The 16665-nt window shown below is 40.8% G+C and carries 17 protein-coding genes; 10 read left to right on the top strand and 7 right to left on the bottom strand.

The genetic code is table 11. The features are described 5' to 3' along the window. The 7 genes from J582_RS06275 to J582_RS06245 form a co-directional block, all read left to right on the top strand. A partial coding sequence (locus J582_RS06275; protein WP_032047500.1) for a DUF4115 domain-containing protein occupies nucleotides 1–201 on the top strand: 201 nt, incomplete at its 5' end. Between the two features lie 21 nt (nucleotides 202–222). Continuing rightward, nucleotides 223–1338, top strand: a complete 1116-nt coding sequence (gene ispG / locus J582_RS06270) for a flavodoxin-dependent (E)-4-hydroxy-3-methylbut-2-enyl-diphosphate synthase (protein ID WP_031982309.1) — start codon at nucleotides 223–225, stop codon at nucleotides 1336–1338. Then, nucleotides 1335–2627: a histidine--tRNA ligase gene (hisS, locus tag J582_RS06265; protein WP_032047499.1), complete on the top strand. Its 1293-nt coding sequence runs from the start codon at nucleotides 1335–1337 to the stop codon at nucleotides 2625–2627. The genes ispG and hisS overlap by 4 nt, the downstream gene beginning before the upstream one ends. Before the next feature lie 28 nt (nucleotides 2628–2655). Next, nucleotides 2656–3354, top strand: a complete 699-nt coding sequence (locus tag J582_RS06260) for a YfgM family protein (protein WP_002053293.1) — start codon at nucleotides 2656–2658, stop codon at nucleotides 3352–3354. Further along, nucleotides 3354–4499 carry an outer membrane protein assembly factor BamB gene (bamB, locus tag J582_RS06255; RefSeq protein ID WP_032047498.1) on the top strand — a complete coding sequence of 382 codons (1146 nt, stop codon included), beginning with the start codon at nucleotides 3354–3356 and terminating at the stop codon, nucleotides 4497–4499. The genes J582_RS06260 and bamB overlap by 1 nt, the downstream gene beginning before the upstream one ends. Before the next feature lie 188 nt (nucleotides 4500–4687). Further along, nucleotides 4688–6097: a ribosome biogenesis GTPase Der gene (gene der, locus J582_RS06250; protein WP_002053398.1), complete on the top strand. Its 1410-nt coding sequence runs from the start codon at nucleotides 4688–4690 to the stop codon at nucleotides 6095–6097. Nucleotides 6098–6211: 114 nt separating this feature from the next. Then, on the top strand, nucleotides 6212–6868 hold the full coding sequence (locus tag J582_RS06245) for a 4'-phosphopantetheinyl transferase family protein (protein WP_032047497.1): 657 nt from the start codon (nucleotides 6212–6214) through the stop codon (nucleotides 6866–6868). 71 nt (nucleotides 6869–6939) lie between these two features. On the opposite strand, the gene secB is transcribed toward J582_RS06245, so the two are convergent. The 4 genes from secB to rsgA all read right to left on the bottom strand — a co-directional run bounded on the left by secB (nucleotide 6940) and on the right by rsgA (nucleotide 9267). Beyond that, nucleotides 6940–7398: a protein-export chaperone SecB gene (secB, locus tag J582_RS06240; RefSeq protein WP_002053511.1), complete on the bottom strand. Its 459-nt coding sequence runs from the start codon at nucleotides 7396–7398 to the stop codon at nucleotides 6940–6942. A gap of 27 nt (nucleotides 7399–7425) precedes the next feature. Then, complete coding sequence (gene grxC / locus J582_RS06235) at nucleotides 7426–7683, bottom strand: glutaredoxin 3 (protein WP_000729828.1); 258 nt, start codon at nucleotides 7681–7683, stop codon at nucleotides 7426–7428. Between the two features lie 11 nt (nucleotides 7684–7694). Next, nucleotides 7695–8111: a rhodanese-like domain-containing protein gene (locus J582_RS06230; RefSeq protein ID WP_000443006.1), complete on the bottom strand. Its 417-nt coding sequence runs from the start codon at nucleotides 8109–8111 to the stop codon at nucleotides 7695–7697. Nucleotides 8112–8208: 97 nt separating this feature from the next. Beyond that, complete coding sequence (gene rsgA / locus J582_RS06225) at nucleotides 8209–9267, bottom strand: ribosome small subunit-dependent GTPase A (protein ID WP_006580428.1); 1059 nt, start codon at nucleotides 9265–9267, stop codon at nucleotides 8209–8211. 125 nt (nucleotides 9268–9392) lie between these two features. On the opposite strand from rsgA, the gene orn reads away from it, so the two are divergent. The 3 genes from orn (at nucleotide 9393) to J582_RS06210 (ending at nucleotide 11785) form a co-directional block, all read left to right on the top strand. After that, nucleotides 9393–9959 (top strand): oligoribonuclease, encoded by a 567-nt coding sequence (orn, locus tag J582_RS06220; protein WP_002053300.1) that lies wholly within the window; start codon nucleotides 9393–9395, stop codon nucleotides 9957–9959. A 154-nt stretch (nucleotides 9960–10113) separates the two neighbouring features. Next, complete coding sequence (locus J582_RS06215) at nucleotides 10114–10845, top strand: Bax inhibitor-1/YccA family membrane protein (protein WP_032047496.1); 732 nt, start codon at nucleotides 10114–10116, stop codon at nucleotides 10843–10845. 136 nt (nucleotides 10846–10981) lie between these two features. Continuing rightward, entirely contained in the window at nucleotides 10982–11785 is an 804-nt protein-coding gene (locus J582_RS06210; RefSeq protein WP_002027450.1) for an enoyl-ACP reductase FabI, read from the top strand. Nucleotides 11786–11853: 68 nt separating this feature from the next. Here J582_RS06210 and J582_RS06205 read toward each other — a convergent pair whose 3' ends face one another. From J582_RS06205 to J582_RS06195, 3 genes are read right to left on the bottom strand one after another with little or no spacing between them, the layout of a single operon-like run. Further along, nucleotides 11854–13248, bottom strand: coding sequence for an efflux transporter outer membrane subunit (locus tag J582_RS06205; RefSeq protein WP_079744810.1), 1395 nt, complete (start codon nucleotides 13246–13248; stop codon nucleotides 11854–11856). Nucleotides 13249–13270: 22 nt separating this feature from the next. Further along, entirely contained in the window at nucleotides 13271–15265 is a 1995-nt protein-coding gene (locus tag J582_RS06200; RefSeq protein ID WP_004710652.1) for a MacB family efflux pump subunit, read from the bottom strand. Nucleotides 15266–15267: 2 nt separating this feature from the next. Next, the gene (locus J582_RS06195) at nucleotides 15268–16608 is read right to left on the bottom strand and encodes a MacA family efflux pump subunit (RefSeq protein WP_002053440.1); all 1341 of its coding nucleotides are present in this window, start codon (nucleotides 16606–16608) and stop codon (nucleotides 15268–15270) included. Between the last annotated feature and the right edge of the window lie 57 nt (nucleotides 16609–16665).

Below are 16665 nucleotides of genomic sequence, written 5' to 3'. Positions count from 1 at the left end.
ACTTCTGTTCATATTGTAGATGCAACAGGCAAGGTTTTAGCGACGGGTCGTCAGGCATCGACTTTAACCTTAAATGGTGAGTCTCCATTCCAGATTCGTCTTGATGATGCAACAGCTGTGTCATTAAGTCTAAACCAAGAACAGATTTCATTGTCTCCATATACGGTAAACGGTAAAGCTGAATTCCGTTTATCCCGCTAATACCATGAGTTGAGCGATACAATGATAGAGAACCCAATTAAACGTCGACCAACACGTAAAATCCGTGTTGGTTCGGTCTATGTCGGTGGCGATGCACCTATTAGCGTGCAAAGTATGACAAATACCGAAACTTGCGATGTCGATGCAACTGTTGCTCAGATTGAGCGTTGTGTTGACGCAGGTGCAGATATTATGCGTGTTTCAGTTCCTTCTATGGAAGCAGCTGAAGCCTTTGGTGCGATCCGCAAACGTGTTTCAGTTCCATTAGTGGCTGATATTCACTTTGACCATAGAATTGCCTTGGCAGTTGCAGACTATGGTGCAGACTGTTTGCGTATTAACCCGGGTAACATCGGTTCAGATCAAAAAGTTCGTGAAGTTGTTGCTGCGGCACGCCATCACGGTATTTCTATGCGTATTGGTGTGAATGCGGGTTCTCTAGAAAAAGATTTACAGAAAAAATATGGTGAGCCAACAGGGCAGGCACTGCTTGAGTCAGCTTTACGTCATATCGATATTTTAGACCGTCTAGATTTCCATGAGTTTAAAGTCAGCGTAAAAGCATCAAATGTGTTTTTAACCATGGATGCTTATCGTTTGCTTTCTCAGCAAATCGACAATCCATTGCACCTTGGTGTGACTGAAGCTGGTATTTACCGTACAGGTACTGTGAAATCAGCGATTGCTCTTGGTGGATTATTGATGGAAGGTATTGGCGATACCATGCGTATTTCGCTTGCTGCTGAACCAGAAGATGAAATCAAGATTGGTTTTGACATCTTGAAATCGCTTGGCCTACGTTCTAACGGTATTAACTTTATTGCTTGTCCAAGTTGTTCTCGCCAAGAATTTAACGTGATTCAGGTGATGCAAGCCTTAGAAGAGCGCCTAGAAGATATACGTACGCCAATGGATGTTTCAGTTATTGGTTGTAAGGTAAATGGCCCAGGTGAAGCAAAAGAAGCAGATATCGGGGTTGTTGGGGCTGCGCCTCGTTCACTGGTTTATCGCAATGGTGAGAAAAGCCATTTAATTGATACCAATCAATTGGTTGATGAAATCGAAAGTATGGTTCGTCAACGTGTTCAAGAGCTTGAAGAAGCTAAATCTAAAGAAATTATTCGTAGTTCATCATGAGTTCAATTGTCGCAATCAAAGGTTTTAATGACGTTTTACCAACGCAAACAGCAGCGTGGAGACGTCTCGAGCAGCATTTAGCATCGTTAATGGATGCTTATGGTTACCAACAAATTCGTTTGCCGATCGTTGAACAAACGGGACTGTTTAAACGTGCTATTGGTGATGCAACCGATATCGTTGAAAAAGAAATGTATACATTCTTCGATAAAGGAAACCCACCTGAATCATTAACTTTGCGTCCGGAAGGAACAGCAGGTTGTGTACGTGCTTTGGTTGAACATAACTTGTTGCGTGGTGCTACGCCGCGTGTGTGGTATATGGGACCTATGTTCCGTTATGAAAAACCACAAAAAGGCCGTTATCGTCAGTTCCATCAGTTTGGTGTAGAAACTTTTGGTGTGGCAACTCCTGATATTGATGCTGAATTGATTCTGTTAACAGCTCGTTTGTGGAAACGTATGGGCGTTGATCATATGGTTCAACTTGAGCTGAATACTTTAGGTGAAACCGATGAGCGTACAGAATATCGTAATGCTTTGGTTGCCTTCTTAAATGAACATAAAGATGCTTTGGATGAAGATTCACAGCGCCGTTTAACAACAAACCCATTACGTATTTTAGATTCTAAAATTGAATCGACTCAGAAAATTTTGGAAAATGCGCCGAAATTACACGACTTTTTAAAAGAAGACAGTCTAAACCACTTCCAGCAATTACAAGATTATTTGACTGCTGCGGGCGTTAAATTTGTAATTAATCAAAAACTGGTACGTGGTTTAGATTATTACAATAAAACTGTTTTTGAGTGGACAACAACAGCTTTAGGTTCGCAGGGTACGGTATGTGCAGGTGGGCGCTATGACGGCTTGGTTGGCCAACTAAAAGGCAAGGCTGATCAGTCTGTACCAGCAGTTGGTTTTGCAATGGGTATGGAGCGTTTATTGCTTCTACTTGAGCAAGTTGAAAAAGCTGAAATTGTACGTGATTGTGAAGTTTTCTTGGTAGCAGAGCCAGCTTATCAAGCTAAAGCATTAGTTTTGGCAGAACAATTACGTGATCAGTTAGAAGCTGCAAATAGTAACATTCGCATTAAAACTGGTTCACAAGGCAGCATTAAGAGTCAGATGAAAAAGGCTGATCAGGCTGGGGCCGTTTACGCCATGATTTTGGGTGAACGTGAATGGGAAGCACAGCAGCTTGCTATCAAAGAGTTGGCAACAGCTGAGCAGACACAAGTGGCACTAGCTGAACTCGTACCATTCTTAATTGAAAAATTTACAAAATAAACTGAAACATCTGGAAAAGGACAATCACATGAGCTTAAGTGATGAAGAACAATTCGACAGCTTAAAGTCGTTCGCCAAAAAATATGGTTCTGCCATGATTAGCGGGATTCTCATTGCATTGATTGCCTTTTTCGGGTGGGAATATTGGCAAAAAAGAAACCTTGCAACAAGTCAGACAGAAACTGCAAAAGTACAGCAGTTAATGGATGAAGCGAATGCAACAGCCGATAATCCAAATGCTTTAGCTTCAATAACAGCATCGGCAGATAAACTTGTAAAAGACGATATTGATTCAGTTCAGGCGATACAAACTCAATTTGTATTAGCAAAGCTTGCATATGAAAAACAAGATTATGCTGCTGCTGAAAAAGCTTTGAAAAAAGTTGAAAACTCAAAAGTAAAAGATGAAGGACTGATTCAGGTTGTAAAATTGCGTTTAGCAGATGCACAATTAGCGCAAAACAAATATGATGAAGCTCTAAAAACCCTGTCTGGTAATGTCGATCCGGCATTTAAAGCAACAGTAGAAGAGTTACGTGGTGATATCTTTGTTGCGAAGAAAGATATTGATTCTGCTAAAAAAGCGTATCAAGCTGCATGGGATTCGTTACTGGAACGTAAACAAGAGCGACAAATTTTACAAATTAAACTCGAAAGTGTTGGCGTTTTAGTTGAAGATCCACAGATTGAGCGCCCAATTTTGGAAACACAGGTGGAAGAGTCTTAATGAATCAGAAATTCAAACTGCCTTTGGCAATTGCAATCGCATCAGCTGTACTGGTGGGATGTTCTAGCAACAAAGTAAAAGAAGCAAAACCAAATCCACTACCGAAATTGACTGAGTCGAAAAAGGCTCTAGTACCGGTGTTTTCGCGCAGTGTTTCTTCTACGAATAAGGCAGATCCATTACGTTTACAACTTGACGCTAGTGATGGTGTTGTTTTTACGCTTGACCCTAAGGGTGAAGTTGCTGCGTATCGTGGCAAACAACGTCTTTGGGAGAAAAAAGTAAGTAAATTGGGCTTAAGCTCTGGTGTTGAAGCTGCTGAAGGTATTGTTGTTGTAGGTAACAGCAAAGGTCAATTATTTGCTTTAGATCAAGCGACAGGTGAACAAAAATGGACTGCACAATTATCTGGTGCATTATTAAGTCCTTCTTTAGTTCAATCTGGACGTGTGATTACGATTGCAAACGACGGTACCGTATTTGCACATGATGCGTCATCAGGACAACAAGTTTGGGCATACAAATTGCCAAACGTTCAGTTCAGTTTACGCGGTCAACCATCACCGGTAAGTCTTGACCCACGTACTGTTTTAATTGCTTCTGCAAATGCATATGTTTATGCAATTGATACGATTAGTGGTATCCCACGTTTCCAACGTCGTGTTGCGGTAAGTGAAGGTCGTTCTGATATTCAACGTCTAATTGATATTGATGGTGATCCGGTTGTTGCAGGCCAACTCATGGTTACAACCAGCTTCCAAGGTCAAGTCACAGTGACTGATTTGGCTTCTCAACGTGTAGTTTGGAGTGAAGATTCAAGTAGCACCAAGCGTCCAGAAGTTTATGACAATAAAGTATTTGTTTCATCAACTGATGGCAAGTTGACTGCTTATGATTTATCTACAGGCGAAAAGCTTTGGGAAAATGATAGCTTGTTGAATCGTCATTTAAGTAACCCTGTTGTGTTGGGAACGGACCTTATTGTTGGCGATTTGGATGGTGTTTTACACCTGATCGACCCAGCAACTGGTAAATTGGTAGGTCGTTCTAAAACAAGTGGTGAGGTTAATACTTTACGTGTTATTGAGAATCAACTCTACGTTTCGACCCGAAAAGGCGATTTAAGTATTTGGCAGAATCGTTAATTTTGTTCGCTTGTGCTAAAATAGCCGCTTAACAAATTACGCTGTTAAAAAATATCGGGGTGTTTGAATTAAATCAGTTCAAAGCCCCGTCTTTTATTATGGTCATATCTGACCTTAAAATATATCTCCTGTACTGTTTCTAATGCTCATGCCATGAGATATGGCTGGGCTTGAATTAAGGTTATTGTATGAAACCCGTTATTGCGCTCATTGGTCGTCCGAATGTCGGAAAATCAACGTTATTTAACCAGATTACCAAGAGTCGTGATGCACTTGTAGCCGACTTCGCGGGTCTGACTCGTGACCGTAAATATGGTGATGCGACTTATCAAAATAAGTCTTTCATTGTTGTTGATACGGGTGGTATCGGTGAAAGTGAAGGCGGTATCGATAACTACATGGCCGAGCAGTCAAAAACAGCCATCAATGAAGCAGATATTATTATATTTGTGGTTGATGCGCGTGCCGGATTGTTAGCTTCTGATGAACAAATTGCTCGTGAACTTCGTACGTTAGGCAAGAAAATTTATCTTGTTGCGAACAAGGTAGACGGTGTACATGCTGAAGCCGCTTTAGTTGAGTTCTATAAACTTGGTATGGGTGAACCATTACAAGTTGCAGCGAGTCATGGTCGTGGCGTTCAACAAATGCTTGAAGATGTACTTCAAGATGTTCCTGAAGATGAAAACCCAGAAGAGCATGATAAAGATACTGGCTTACGTTTAGCTATTATTGGTCGTCCAAACGTGGGTAAATCAACGTTGGTAAACCGCTTACTTGGTGAAGACCGTGTAGTGGCATTTGACCAACCGGGTACAACTCGTGATTCTATTTACATTCCTTTTGAACGTGAAGGCCGTAAATACACTTTAATTGATACAGCGGGTGTACGTCGTAAAGGTAAAGTTGATGAAATGATTGAGAAGTTCTCAATTGTGAAAACTTTACAGGCAATGAAAGATGCTCACGTTGTGGTTGTTGTGGTCGATGCTCGTGAAGGTATTGTTGAGCAAGACTTACATTTAATTGGCTATGCGCTTGAAGCTGGTCGTGCCATGGTGATCGCCATTAACAAATGGGACAACATGAGCGAGTACGACCGTAAACAATGTAAGCTTGACGTTGAACGTCGTTTTGACTTCATTCCTTGGGCAAAAATTCACTTAATTTCTGCTTTACATGGAACAGGGGTAGGTGAGTTATATCCTTCTATCCACCGTGCTTATGAGTCTGCAAATTTAAAAGTTTCACCAGCAAAATTAACTCAAATTTTGAGTGATGCGACAGAAGCTCACCAACCGCCAATGATTAGTGGTCGCCGTATCAAAATGCGTTATGCGCATATGGGTGGACAAAACCCACCGACTATTGTGATTCATGGTAATAAGGTTGATAAGACACCTGCGGACTACCGTCGTTACTTAGAAAACGTGTTCCGTAAAGTGTATAAACTTGAAGGTACGCCAGTTCGTATTGACTTTAAAACTTCTGAAAACCCGTTTGAAGGTCGTAAGAGTCAAGTTGATGAACGTACAGCTGCTCGCCGTCGTCGTTATATTCAGAAATTCAAAAAAGCGGAAAAGAAATTTAATCGTTAATCTGTATAAATGTAAAAAAGCCCAAAGTATTCTTTGGGCTTTTTATTATATGGTTTAATAAGTTATTGGTATTTTTATATTAGCTTTAATCCTTAATTAGATGGATTTAAAAAGATGATTGATAGGAAAATTGAAGTTTATATAGGAAAGCTCAATGAGTTTTTAAAACAAGAACAGCAAGACTTTCCTGACTTTCGTACATTTAATAATTATAAAAAGCAGCAAATACAGTGCATTAAAAATAATTTATTAGCTCAAAAGCTAAATGTAAATCCAGAAGATTTGTTATTTGCTAAACATGAGTATGGCAAACCTTACTTATTGGACCATGTTCTGCATTTTAATCATTCACATAGCCAGCAATATTATGCTTTAGCGCTAAGTGAGCGAGTTAAAGATATTGGTATAGATGTTGAAGAGCTCGACCGCAAAGTACGTTTAGATAGTTTGGCACAACATGCCTTTCATCCTGATGAATATGCAACATGGCAAAATCTAGAACAAGATAGAGAGTATTGGTTTAAGGTCTGGACCGCTAAAGAAGCTGTTTTAAAAGCATCAGGCCTTGGTATACGTTTAGATTTAAATACTTTAAATACTCAAGCACACCCTATAAATCATGGCGGATTATGTTCACATGAACTTATTGGAACATTTGCTTATCAAAACTTTATGTCAGGTAACATGATTTTAACGGTCGCATGGCGTTCCGAGCAGTCTTGCCGTGGGTTTCAGTTTCCTTCTATTCAGCTTCATTCACTTGAAAGATAGAGTGTGCCAAATAGCACGTATAAAAAAACCGCGAATTACGCGGTTTTTTGAGTTGAGAGCAAGCTATAAAATTAAGCTTGACCTTCAACAGCAGCAGCTTGAGCACGTTCCATATTTGCTTCGAACTCTGCATCAAAGTTGATTGGAGTAAGAAGTAATTGTGGGAAGCTACCCTTAGTAACTAAGTCGTTTACAGCTTCACGTAGGAACGGGAACAAAATGTTCGGGCAGTATGCACCCAAAATGTAAGGTAAGCGGTCTTCTTCGATATTATCGATTAAGAAAATACCAGATTGAGTTACATCTACGATGAATGCTGTTTCATTGTCGTTATTGGCTTGAACCACAACTTTTAAAGATACTTCAAAGTGAGTTGGGTCAATCTTTTCTGCAGCAGAAGAAAGATTGATGTTAAGTTCAGGTTGCCATTGTTTAGTAAAAACTTGTGCCCCTGGAACCTCAAAAGAAATATCTTTTGTATAAATACGCTCTAAAGCTAATTGTGGTTGAACTTGTTGTTCTTCGCTCATTGTTTTTTCCTTAATATGGATGCGATGTTAAGCCAATAATTCGTCGAGTTTACCTTCACGCTCTAAAGCATAAAGTTGGTCAAAACCACCGATAAACTGATCATTAATAAAAATTTGTGGAACAGTACGATGATTTGTACGTTGCATTAATTCAGCACGTACTTCTGGTGCCTCAACAGAAAGATTTACTTCTTTGTAAGCAACACCTTTACGCTCAAGTAATTGTTTCGCGCGAACGCAGTACGGGCATACAGAAGTTGAGTAAACAATGACATTTGCTGCCATAACAATTCTCCTTAAGCTTTTGGTTTACTTTTAACGAGAGGTAAGCCTTGAGCTTTCCAGTTACTAATACCACCATCAAGGCGATAGCTGTCATGGTGAGCAACTTTCTGTAAAGCGCTACCAGCAACTTGCCCTAGGTTGCAAATAAATACCAATGGACGGTCACTTGCTTTTAATTCATCAGCATGACTTGCAATTTGGCTATAAGGAATATTGCGGCTACCACTAATGTGACCTTCGCGGAAGTCTTTGCTATCGCGTAAGTCAATCAAAAGAGCATTTTTCGCTTTCACTAAAATACCAAGCGACTGTGGAGAAATTTTACGACCGTTACGTTGACCTTCAAAAATGAAGAACAATACGATCAAGACTCCGAGTGTACCAAACAAAATGGGGTGATTCCCCATAAACTCTAACCAGCGTTCCACAAGTCACCTAAAAAAATTAAAAACAAAATTGACCTAGAGTATAGCGTATATAGATGGTGATCAAAATCACCACTTCAAGGGCAAAAGGGGTAGAAAATTAGTTTTTTTGCTGCGCTTCTTGAATCTCGTCGATTAAACGTAAGAAGCTATCTAAGCGTCGCGGCAAAATTTCACCTGCTTCAACAGCCTGTTTTAAGCCACAGTTCTTTTCATGAGTATGCGTGCAGTTACGGAACTGACATGAACCTAAATGCGCTTCAATTTCAGGAAAACCCATACGAATTTTATCTAAATCGAGATGCCAAAGCCCAAACTCGCGAATTCCCGGCGAATCAATTAAGGCGCCATTTTTACCAAAGTTGATTAAGCGCGTAGAAGTCGTGGTGTGTTGTCCAAGTGCCGAGTTTTCAGAAATGATATTGGTTTTCTGCTCGGCATCTGGAATGAGCACATTAATAAGTGAGCTTTTACCAACACCTGACTGGCCTACAAAAGCTACTGTCTCACCATCAAGTCGTTGAGATAATGCTGAAATATCACCTTTAGAATGACAAATCATGACTTCATAACCTAAATTTTCATACTCTTTGAGCATGTCGAGAATCGGATCATTTTTAGTGAGTAAATCCGATTTATTTAGTACTAGAAGAGCAGGAATATTTGCATCTGCACATGCTACTAAATAGCGATCAATTAAAGTCGGTGCCGGTTCTGGAAGCGGAGCAAAAACAATAACGATTAAACTAATATTGGCTGCTACAGGCTTTACTTTATGATAGCGATCTGGACGAGTAAGTAATGAAGTACGAGGGTGAATTGCAGTAATAATCCCTAAGCCTGTGTTAGGGTCTGCTTGCCACTTCACTCTGTCACCCGTGACTAGTAATTCAAGATTTGTACGAGTGTGGCAACGCCAAATACTTTTTAGTTCAATCGGTTTCCAAAATGGTTCTGGTTCGCCTTCGGCAACTTGAGGTTTTTCTGGGTGATGCTCGGGTACAGAAAGTGCCTGTACTTCAAGTTGACGGCCATAGTGCTGCACAACCAGCCCATCTAGATCTTGTGAAGTATCGACTTCTTCTTGGCGAGTTTTATGCTGTTTTTCAATACGACGTTGCTGTTGCTCAGTTAAACGACGCTTACGAATTAGAGCCATTCATATCCCAAAAAAACCATTGTTTGAAGACCGCAAAAATAGCACGAAGCTGGTATGGAATTACAGCGCAGAAGCAAGAAATTTGCTACTATTGATGTTTTTACGGCATTTTAGAACGTACATACATGAGCAGTACTTTAAATACACGATTAATTTGGATTGATCTGGAAATGACCGGTTTGGATACCGACAACGACCAGATTATTGAAATCGCAACAATTATTACAGATGATCATTTAAATGTACTTGCCGAAGGTCCAGTTTTGGCTATTCATCAACCTGATCGTATTTTAAATGCAATGGATGAGTGGAATACTCGCCAGCATGGCCAGTCAGGTTTAATTGAGCGAGTTCGCCGTAGTAAATTGACAGCTCGTGACGCTGAGTTACAGACTTTAGAATTCTTAAAAAAATGGGTCAATCCAAAAGTTTCACCAATGTGTGGTAACTCGATTTGTCAGGATCGCCGTTTCTTGCATCGTCTTATGCCTGAGCTAGAGCAGTATTTCCACTATCGTAATCTCGATGTGTCTACGATCAAAGAACTCTCAAAACGCTGGCGCCCTGAAATTATGAGTGGTCTGAAAAAGAATGCATCACATTTAGCTATGGATGACATTCGCGATTCAATTTCAGAGTTGAAATACTACCGCGAATATTTCTTCATTATGAACACTGATGGTAAAGATTGATTACGTTGTTCAAGTCATATGAAAGGGGGCAGTAGCCTCCTTTTTTATTGCTTATAAGACATCGTTACAATAATACCAAGGGGTAATTTGGCTTTCATATTCATTTTGCTTAAAATGATGTTTTAAGTTTATTTATTATAAAAAGAGAGCATTTATGCAAAGTAATAACCCGATACTGACTCGCGTTGAAACGGTCAGTGACTACAGTCAACCAATGACCGTGCAAGGTGCGATTCAAAAATCTGTGATGTTGACTATCATTGCTGCTGCAGTGGGTGTCGCTTTATTTTTCTATGCAGCCTTTACTGCAAATGTTGGTATTGCTTACGCAGCTTCAATTGTGGGTGCAATTGGTGGCTTGGTTTTAGCTTTAATCACAACGTTTAAACCAACGACTGCGCCAACTTTAGCAATTCCTTATGCTTTATTCGAAGGGGCATTTATTGGAGGTATTTCTTTTACTTTCCAGTTGAAATATCCGGGCGTTCCGCTTCAAGCCTTATTAGCAACTTTCGTTACCACTTTAGTGTTGTTTGGTCTCTATAAGTTCCAAATTATACGCGCAACCGAAAAGTTCAAATCAGTTGTAATTTCGGCATCTCTAGCAATCTTTATTGTATTTATTGTACAGATGGTGATGCGTTTAGCGTTTGGTTCAAGCATTCCTTATATTTTTGAAAGCAACTGGTTGGGTATTGGTTTTGCTGCATTTGTTGCAGTCATTGCTTCACTTAATCTGATTTTAGATTTTGACTTGATCGAAACCAATGCAGCATACCGTGCTCCAAAATTCATGGAATGGTTGTGTGGTATTGCCTTACTTGCAACTTTAGTTTGGATGTATATCTCGTTCTTACGTTTACTTGGCTTATTGTCTGACGACTAAAAATGAGTTGGTAAAAAGTCGCTCCTACGTAGGGGCGATTTTTTTTCGTGCGATTTTTGAAAAAAGATGCATTATGCAATTTCGAAAAATGTTGAATATTGGCATTATGCTGGAAATTGTTTTGAGTGAGATCGGCATGACACAAGGACTTTTAGCAGGTAAACGCTTTTTGATTGCAGGCGTTGCTAGTAAATTATCAATTGCTTATGGTATTGCACAAGCATTACACCGTGAAGGTGCTGAGCTTGCATTTACTTATCCAAACGAAAAATTAAAAAAACGTGTAGATGAGTTTGCTGAGCAATTCGGTTCTAAACTTGTGTTTCCATGTGATGTTGCCGTTGATGCTGAAATTGATAATGCATTTGCGGAACTTGCAAAACATTGGGACGGCGTAGATGGTGTTGTACATTCAATCGGTTTTGCACCTGCACACACGCTTGACGGTGACTTTACTGACGTGACTGACCGTGACGGTTTTAAAATTGCTCATGACATTAGCGCATACAGCTTTGTTGCAATGGCACGTGCTGCAAAACCTTTATTACAAGCTCGCCAAGGTTGTTTATTAACTTTGACTTACCAAGGTTCTGAACGCGTTATGCCTAACTATAACGTAATGGGTATGGCAAAAGCTTCTTTAGAAGCTGGTGTTCGTTACTTAGCATCAAGCTTAGGTGTTGATGGTATCCGTGTAAACGCGATTTCTGCGGGTCCAATCCGTACTTTAGCTGCTTCTGGTATTAAATCTTTCCGTAAAATGTTAGATGCTAACGAAAAAGTTGCACCGTTAAAGCGTAACGTAACGATTGAAGAAGTGGGTAACGCAGCGTTATTCCTATGCTCACCTTGGGCTTCAGGTATTACTGGTGAAATTCTATATGTAGATGCTGGTTTCAATACTGTCGGTATGAGCCAATCTATGATGGATGATGAATAAGTCTTAAGATTTATTCAGATAAAAAAAAGCCGTAGTTGAAGGACTACGGCTTTTTTACTGGGCGCAAGTTATTGTGGCAATTCTTTTACAGGTGAACCACCTAATGCCTGCATGAGGGTGACATAAGCGTTGTATTGGCTTTGTTTGGTTTCAACAAGACTCAAGCGCGCAGTACGTGTTGTTTGCTGGGCATCGAGAAGTGTTTTTAACGCAACAGCGCCATAACGGTAACGTACTTCGGTTAAACGTTCGGTTTTTTCTGCAAGTTGAAGATTACGCTCTTGCAGTTCTACTTGTTTGTCGAGTTCTGTACGGCTTGATAACGCATTTTCTACATCAGCAAAAGCCTGATAAAGCGTTTGGCGATATTGAATAATCGCTTTTTCATAATCAAGATTACTAATCGCGATATCTTTTTTCATATCGTTATATTGCAAAAATGGCAAACTCAAACTTGCCCCAAGCGTGAGGGCTGGGTTGCGTAATAACTCGGTTAACGATGTGCTGCTTGAACCTAAACTACTGGTTAAGCTAATAGACGGATAGTAACTTGCTTTGGTCGCATCTTTGGTTGCCAGAGCCTTTCTTAAACGAAGCTCGGCTGCTTGCAAGTCAGGGCGGCGTGACAAAATATCCGCCGGTAAACCTGCACCAATAGCAGGAAGCGCTGTACGTGGTAAACGCTGTGGTTCTTGGATGTTGAGTTGCTGTACTGGCTCATGCAATAACACTGCAATGGCTGTACGCGTTTCAACAAGCTGTTGTTCAATTTGGCTTAAACTTGCTTTTTGGCTTTGAACAGACTGCTCGGCTTGCGTAAGGTCTAAGCCTGAAACTGCACCTGCTTTATACTGAGTTTGAACTAACTGATAAAGCTTTTGTGAAGTGGCTAAGCTCTGCTGTGCAGTTGCATAACGTTCATTTAAGTAGCCCAGTTGCCAGTAGAGTTTCGCTGTAGTGGCAATCAGACTTTGACCTGTAGACTGTAAGTCTTGTTCAGTCGCTAAAGCTTCCCATTTGCTCGCTTCGGTTTGGCGAGCAAGCTTGCCAAACAAATCAAGTTCATAACTTACGCCTGCACTTAAGGATAGTCCTTTAGCACTATCATCGCCTGAATTTAAGTCGAAAGTATGGCCTGTAGAAACATTTGAACTGGTACGTAAGCCTTGTTGATTTGCCGTTAAATCAGCTTTCAAGCGAGCTTGCTTTAAGGTAATTCCCGCTACAGCTAAATCGCTATTACGCTCTAATACGTTGTTTACGAGTTGGTTGAGCTGTGCATCTCCAAACAGTGTCCACCAACGGTCAGAGTATTGTTCAACTGATGCTGTTTTAGTTTTAGTCGTATCGTACTGAAAACTACCCGGAACCTGTACAGACGGTGCTTGGTAAGGCGTTTTAACCATTGCTGCACATCCCACAAGAGAACTGCTGAGGAGAAGTGCTGCGCTAAGTTTAGTCATTGAAAAAGACATGCAATTTTCCTTATTCTCGTGATAGTGCTGCAACAGGGTCAAGTTTTGCGGCATTTTTGGCAGGCAAGAAACCGAATACGACACCAATCAGTGTTGAGCAAACAAATGCTGCCACAATCGAAGTCGTTGAATATGCCACTGCAAAATTACCTGCGGCTACTTTGTTAATAAGTTGTCCTAACCCTAGCGAAAGTAATACGCCGAGAACACCACCAATTAAACACACTAAAATTGCTTCAATTAGGAACTGTTGCAAAATATCACTTTGTCGAGCACCGACAGCCATACGTACACCAATTTCTTGCGTACGTTCAGTTACCGAAACCAACATAATGTTCATTACACCAATACCACCAACTACCAGAGAAATGACGGCAATTGCTGAGACCAGAAGGGTCATGGTGCTGGTTGTTTTCTCAATGGTTTGACGGATACTGTCACTATTCATAGTGAAAATATCTTGGGCACCATGTCGCTGCGTTAATAAGTTAACGATGGCGTTTTCAGCAGCGCTGGTCGAGTATTTATCATTAATACGTACAACAATATTACGGACATGCGCTTGCCCTAACATACGGCTCATGACCGTGGTATATGGCATATACACATTAAGCGTATCATCTGAGCCCATACTACTGGTCTGAGGTTCAACAATGCCGATAATACGAGCCGGCACACTACCTAGTAAGACCACTTGCCCGATTGGGTTAGTACCATCGCTAAAGAATTGTTTTTGTGTATTCGTGTCAATCACTACATCTTGTGAACGATCACGTACACTACGTTGATCAAAAGTTTGACCATCTTTAAAAACCAGACCTTTTACATCAAAAAAATCGTTACTTACGCCATTAATGGTCGCGTTCGCTTCATTTTGTTGATAACGCATAGTTTTGGATGTGCTGACCATTGGACTGACCGCACTCACATAAGGCTGCGTCATTAATGCATCGGCATCGGCAGGTACCAATGTTTTAAAATTGGCCGTCTTGGAGTTATCACCAAAACCACGGCCTTGGAATACCGTAATTGTGTTAGTACCGAGGCCGCTAATATTTTCCAAAATCTGCTTTTGTGAACCATTACCCAGTGCGACTACCGTTACGACAGATGCAATACCAATAATAATCCCGAGCATGGTTAAAAAGGTACGCATACGGTGGGCATTCATAGACAGCAACGCCATTTGGAACGCCTCAGATAAGCGGTCTAAAGTTGAACGCCAAGCTGAAATGCTTTTACCTTTTTTCTGCTTATTTTGTAGAGCAGGGGCAGCATCGGGGTCAGATTTAACTTCTTCTGTAGATTGGTCTGGAACATTAGGACGGTCACTAATAATTTCTCCGTCACTAATTTCGATAATACGCGTTGCATTTTTCGCAACTTGCATATCGTGCGTGACCAAAATAATGGTGTGACCAGCCGCATTGAGTTCACGCAAAATTCGCATTACCTCAATACCACTATGTGAGTCGAGTGCACCTGTTGGCTCATCGGCTAAAATCACATCACCGCCATTCATTAAGGCACGGGCAATTGAAACACGTTGCTGTTGACCACCTGAAAGTTGGCTTGGTCGGTTTTGTGTTTTTGTGCCTAAACCTAACTCGGTAAGTAAGGCAGTTGCACGCTGTTTACGATCTGAAGGTGTAACACCTGCATAAACGGCTGGAACTTCAACGTTACCTTCGGCTGACAAGTCACCAAGTAAGTGATAGCGCTGGAAAATAAAGCCAAAATATTCACGGCGTAATTGGGCCAACTGGTCAGGTTCTAGCTTACCAGTTTCTTGACCATTAACCTTGTAACTACCACTTGTTGGTCGGTCCAGACAGCCCAAAATATTCATAAGCGTTGATTTACCAGAACCGGACTGGCCGACAATCGCAACCAGTTCACCTTCATAAATGGTCAGGTCAATGCCTTTTAAAATTTGAATCGTGCTTTCGCCAGCAGGGAATTCCCGGACCAGATTGCTGACTTCAAGCAAAGCTTGTTTTGTCATGCTTACATTCCCATTGGACCATTACGGCGACGGTTATTGCCACTATTTGCAGAGGCAGCAGAGTTTTCTGAACTATCCGCAATTACAACTTGATCACCTTGTTTTAATCCGGCAAGTACTTGTGCATTTACACGGTTATTAATACCTACCAAAATTTGTGTTGGTTTAGTTGTGCCATCTGCTTGTAAAACACGAACTACGCTCAAGGTTGCTTTACCTTGTTCAATAAGTTGTTTTTGTTCAGGAGTTAAGTTTAAGCGTTCTAAACGGGCACCATTACCTGAATGTTTTCTTTCGGCATTTGGAGTTGAAGCCGCTTTATCTGCTGACTGACCAGGTTTTTTCTGACCAGAAAATTGTTTGCTACTTAAGGCAGAAGATGGAACCAGTAAGGCATTTTTTGCTGAATCTAATACGATATAAACTTGAGCAGTCATATCAATACGCAATTTGCCATCTGTATTTGGAACGTCAAATAAAGCGTTGTAGTAGACAGCTGAGCTACTGGTTGAACTTGTAGTACTGTTTGACTCACTAGAAATTGAATCTGGTGCTGGCTCAATCTGACGTAATGTCGCATAACGCTTACTGTCATCGCCTAAAGTAGTGAAGTAGACTTTTTGACCTTTTTCTACTCGCATGATATCGGCTTCACTTACCTGTGCTTTAATCGTCATATTTTGCAGTTTTGCAATCTTAACGATCGTTGGAGCACTTTGGTTCGCGTTTACGGTTTGGCCTTCTTCAGTCACAATCGCAACAACGGTACCATCAGTTGGCGCAACAATACGGGTATAGCCAATATTTGTTTGTGCTGTTGAACGAGTAACTTTCGCAGACTCGATTTGTGCATCTAATGCTTTGACTTGTGCTTGGGCTGTTTTATAAGCAGCTTCAGCTGACTCTAAATCTGCACGAGGTGTCGCATCTTGAGCATACATTTGTTGCTGACGACGATATTCGAGTTGCTTTTCATTTAAAGATGCCACTTGTTGAAGGCGCTGTGCCTCTAAGTTTTTAATATTGGCATCAGATGTTTTTAAACTGTTTTCTTGGGTGGTTGAGTCAATTTGTGCAATAAGTTGACCTTGTTTCACTTGATCACCAAGCTGCACATACATCTTTTTAACCTGACCGGATACCTGAGCACCGACACTAATGAGCTTGGTTGCATCAAGCGTACCGGTTGCAAGTACATTATTCTCAATATCTCCGCGAGTTACCTCAGCTGTAATATATTGAGGCTGCTGCTGTTTAGGTTTAAAAAACTTCCAAGCTAATGCAGCAATAACGGCTATACAGACGACAATAATAACGAGTTTAATGGGCTTTATTTTTGGCATGGCGAGAGGTCGAAAAGTCTAAAATTTTAATTAGTATAAGAGTCAATTGAGGATAAA

It is taken from the genome of Acinetobacter sp. 1566109, assembly GCF_000582255.1.
In the GTDB taxonomy this organism is placed as follows: domain Bacteria; phylum Pseudomonadota; class Gammaproteobacteria; order Pseudomonadales; family Moraxellaceae; genus Acinetobacter; species Acinetobacter nosocomialis.
This window is presented reverse-complemented; position numbering and strand designations above follow the sequence as displayed.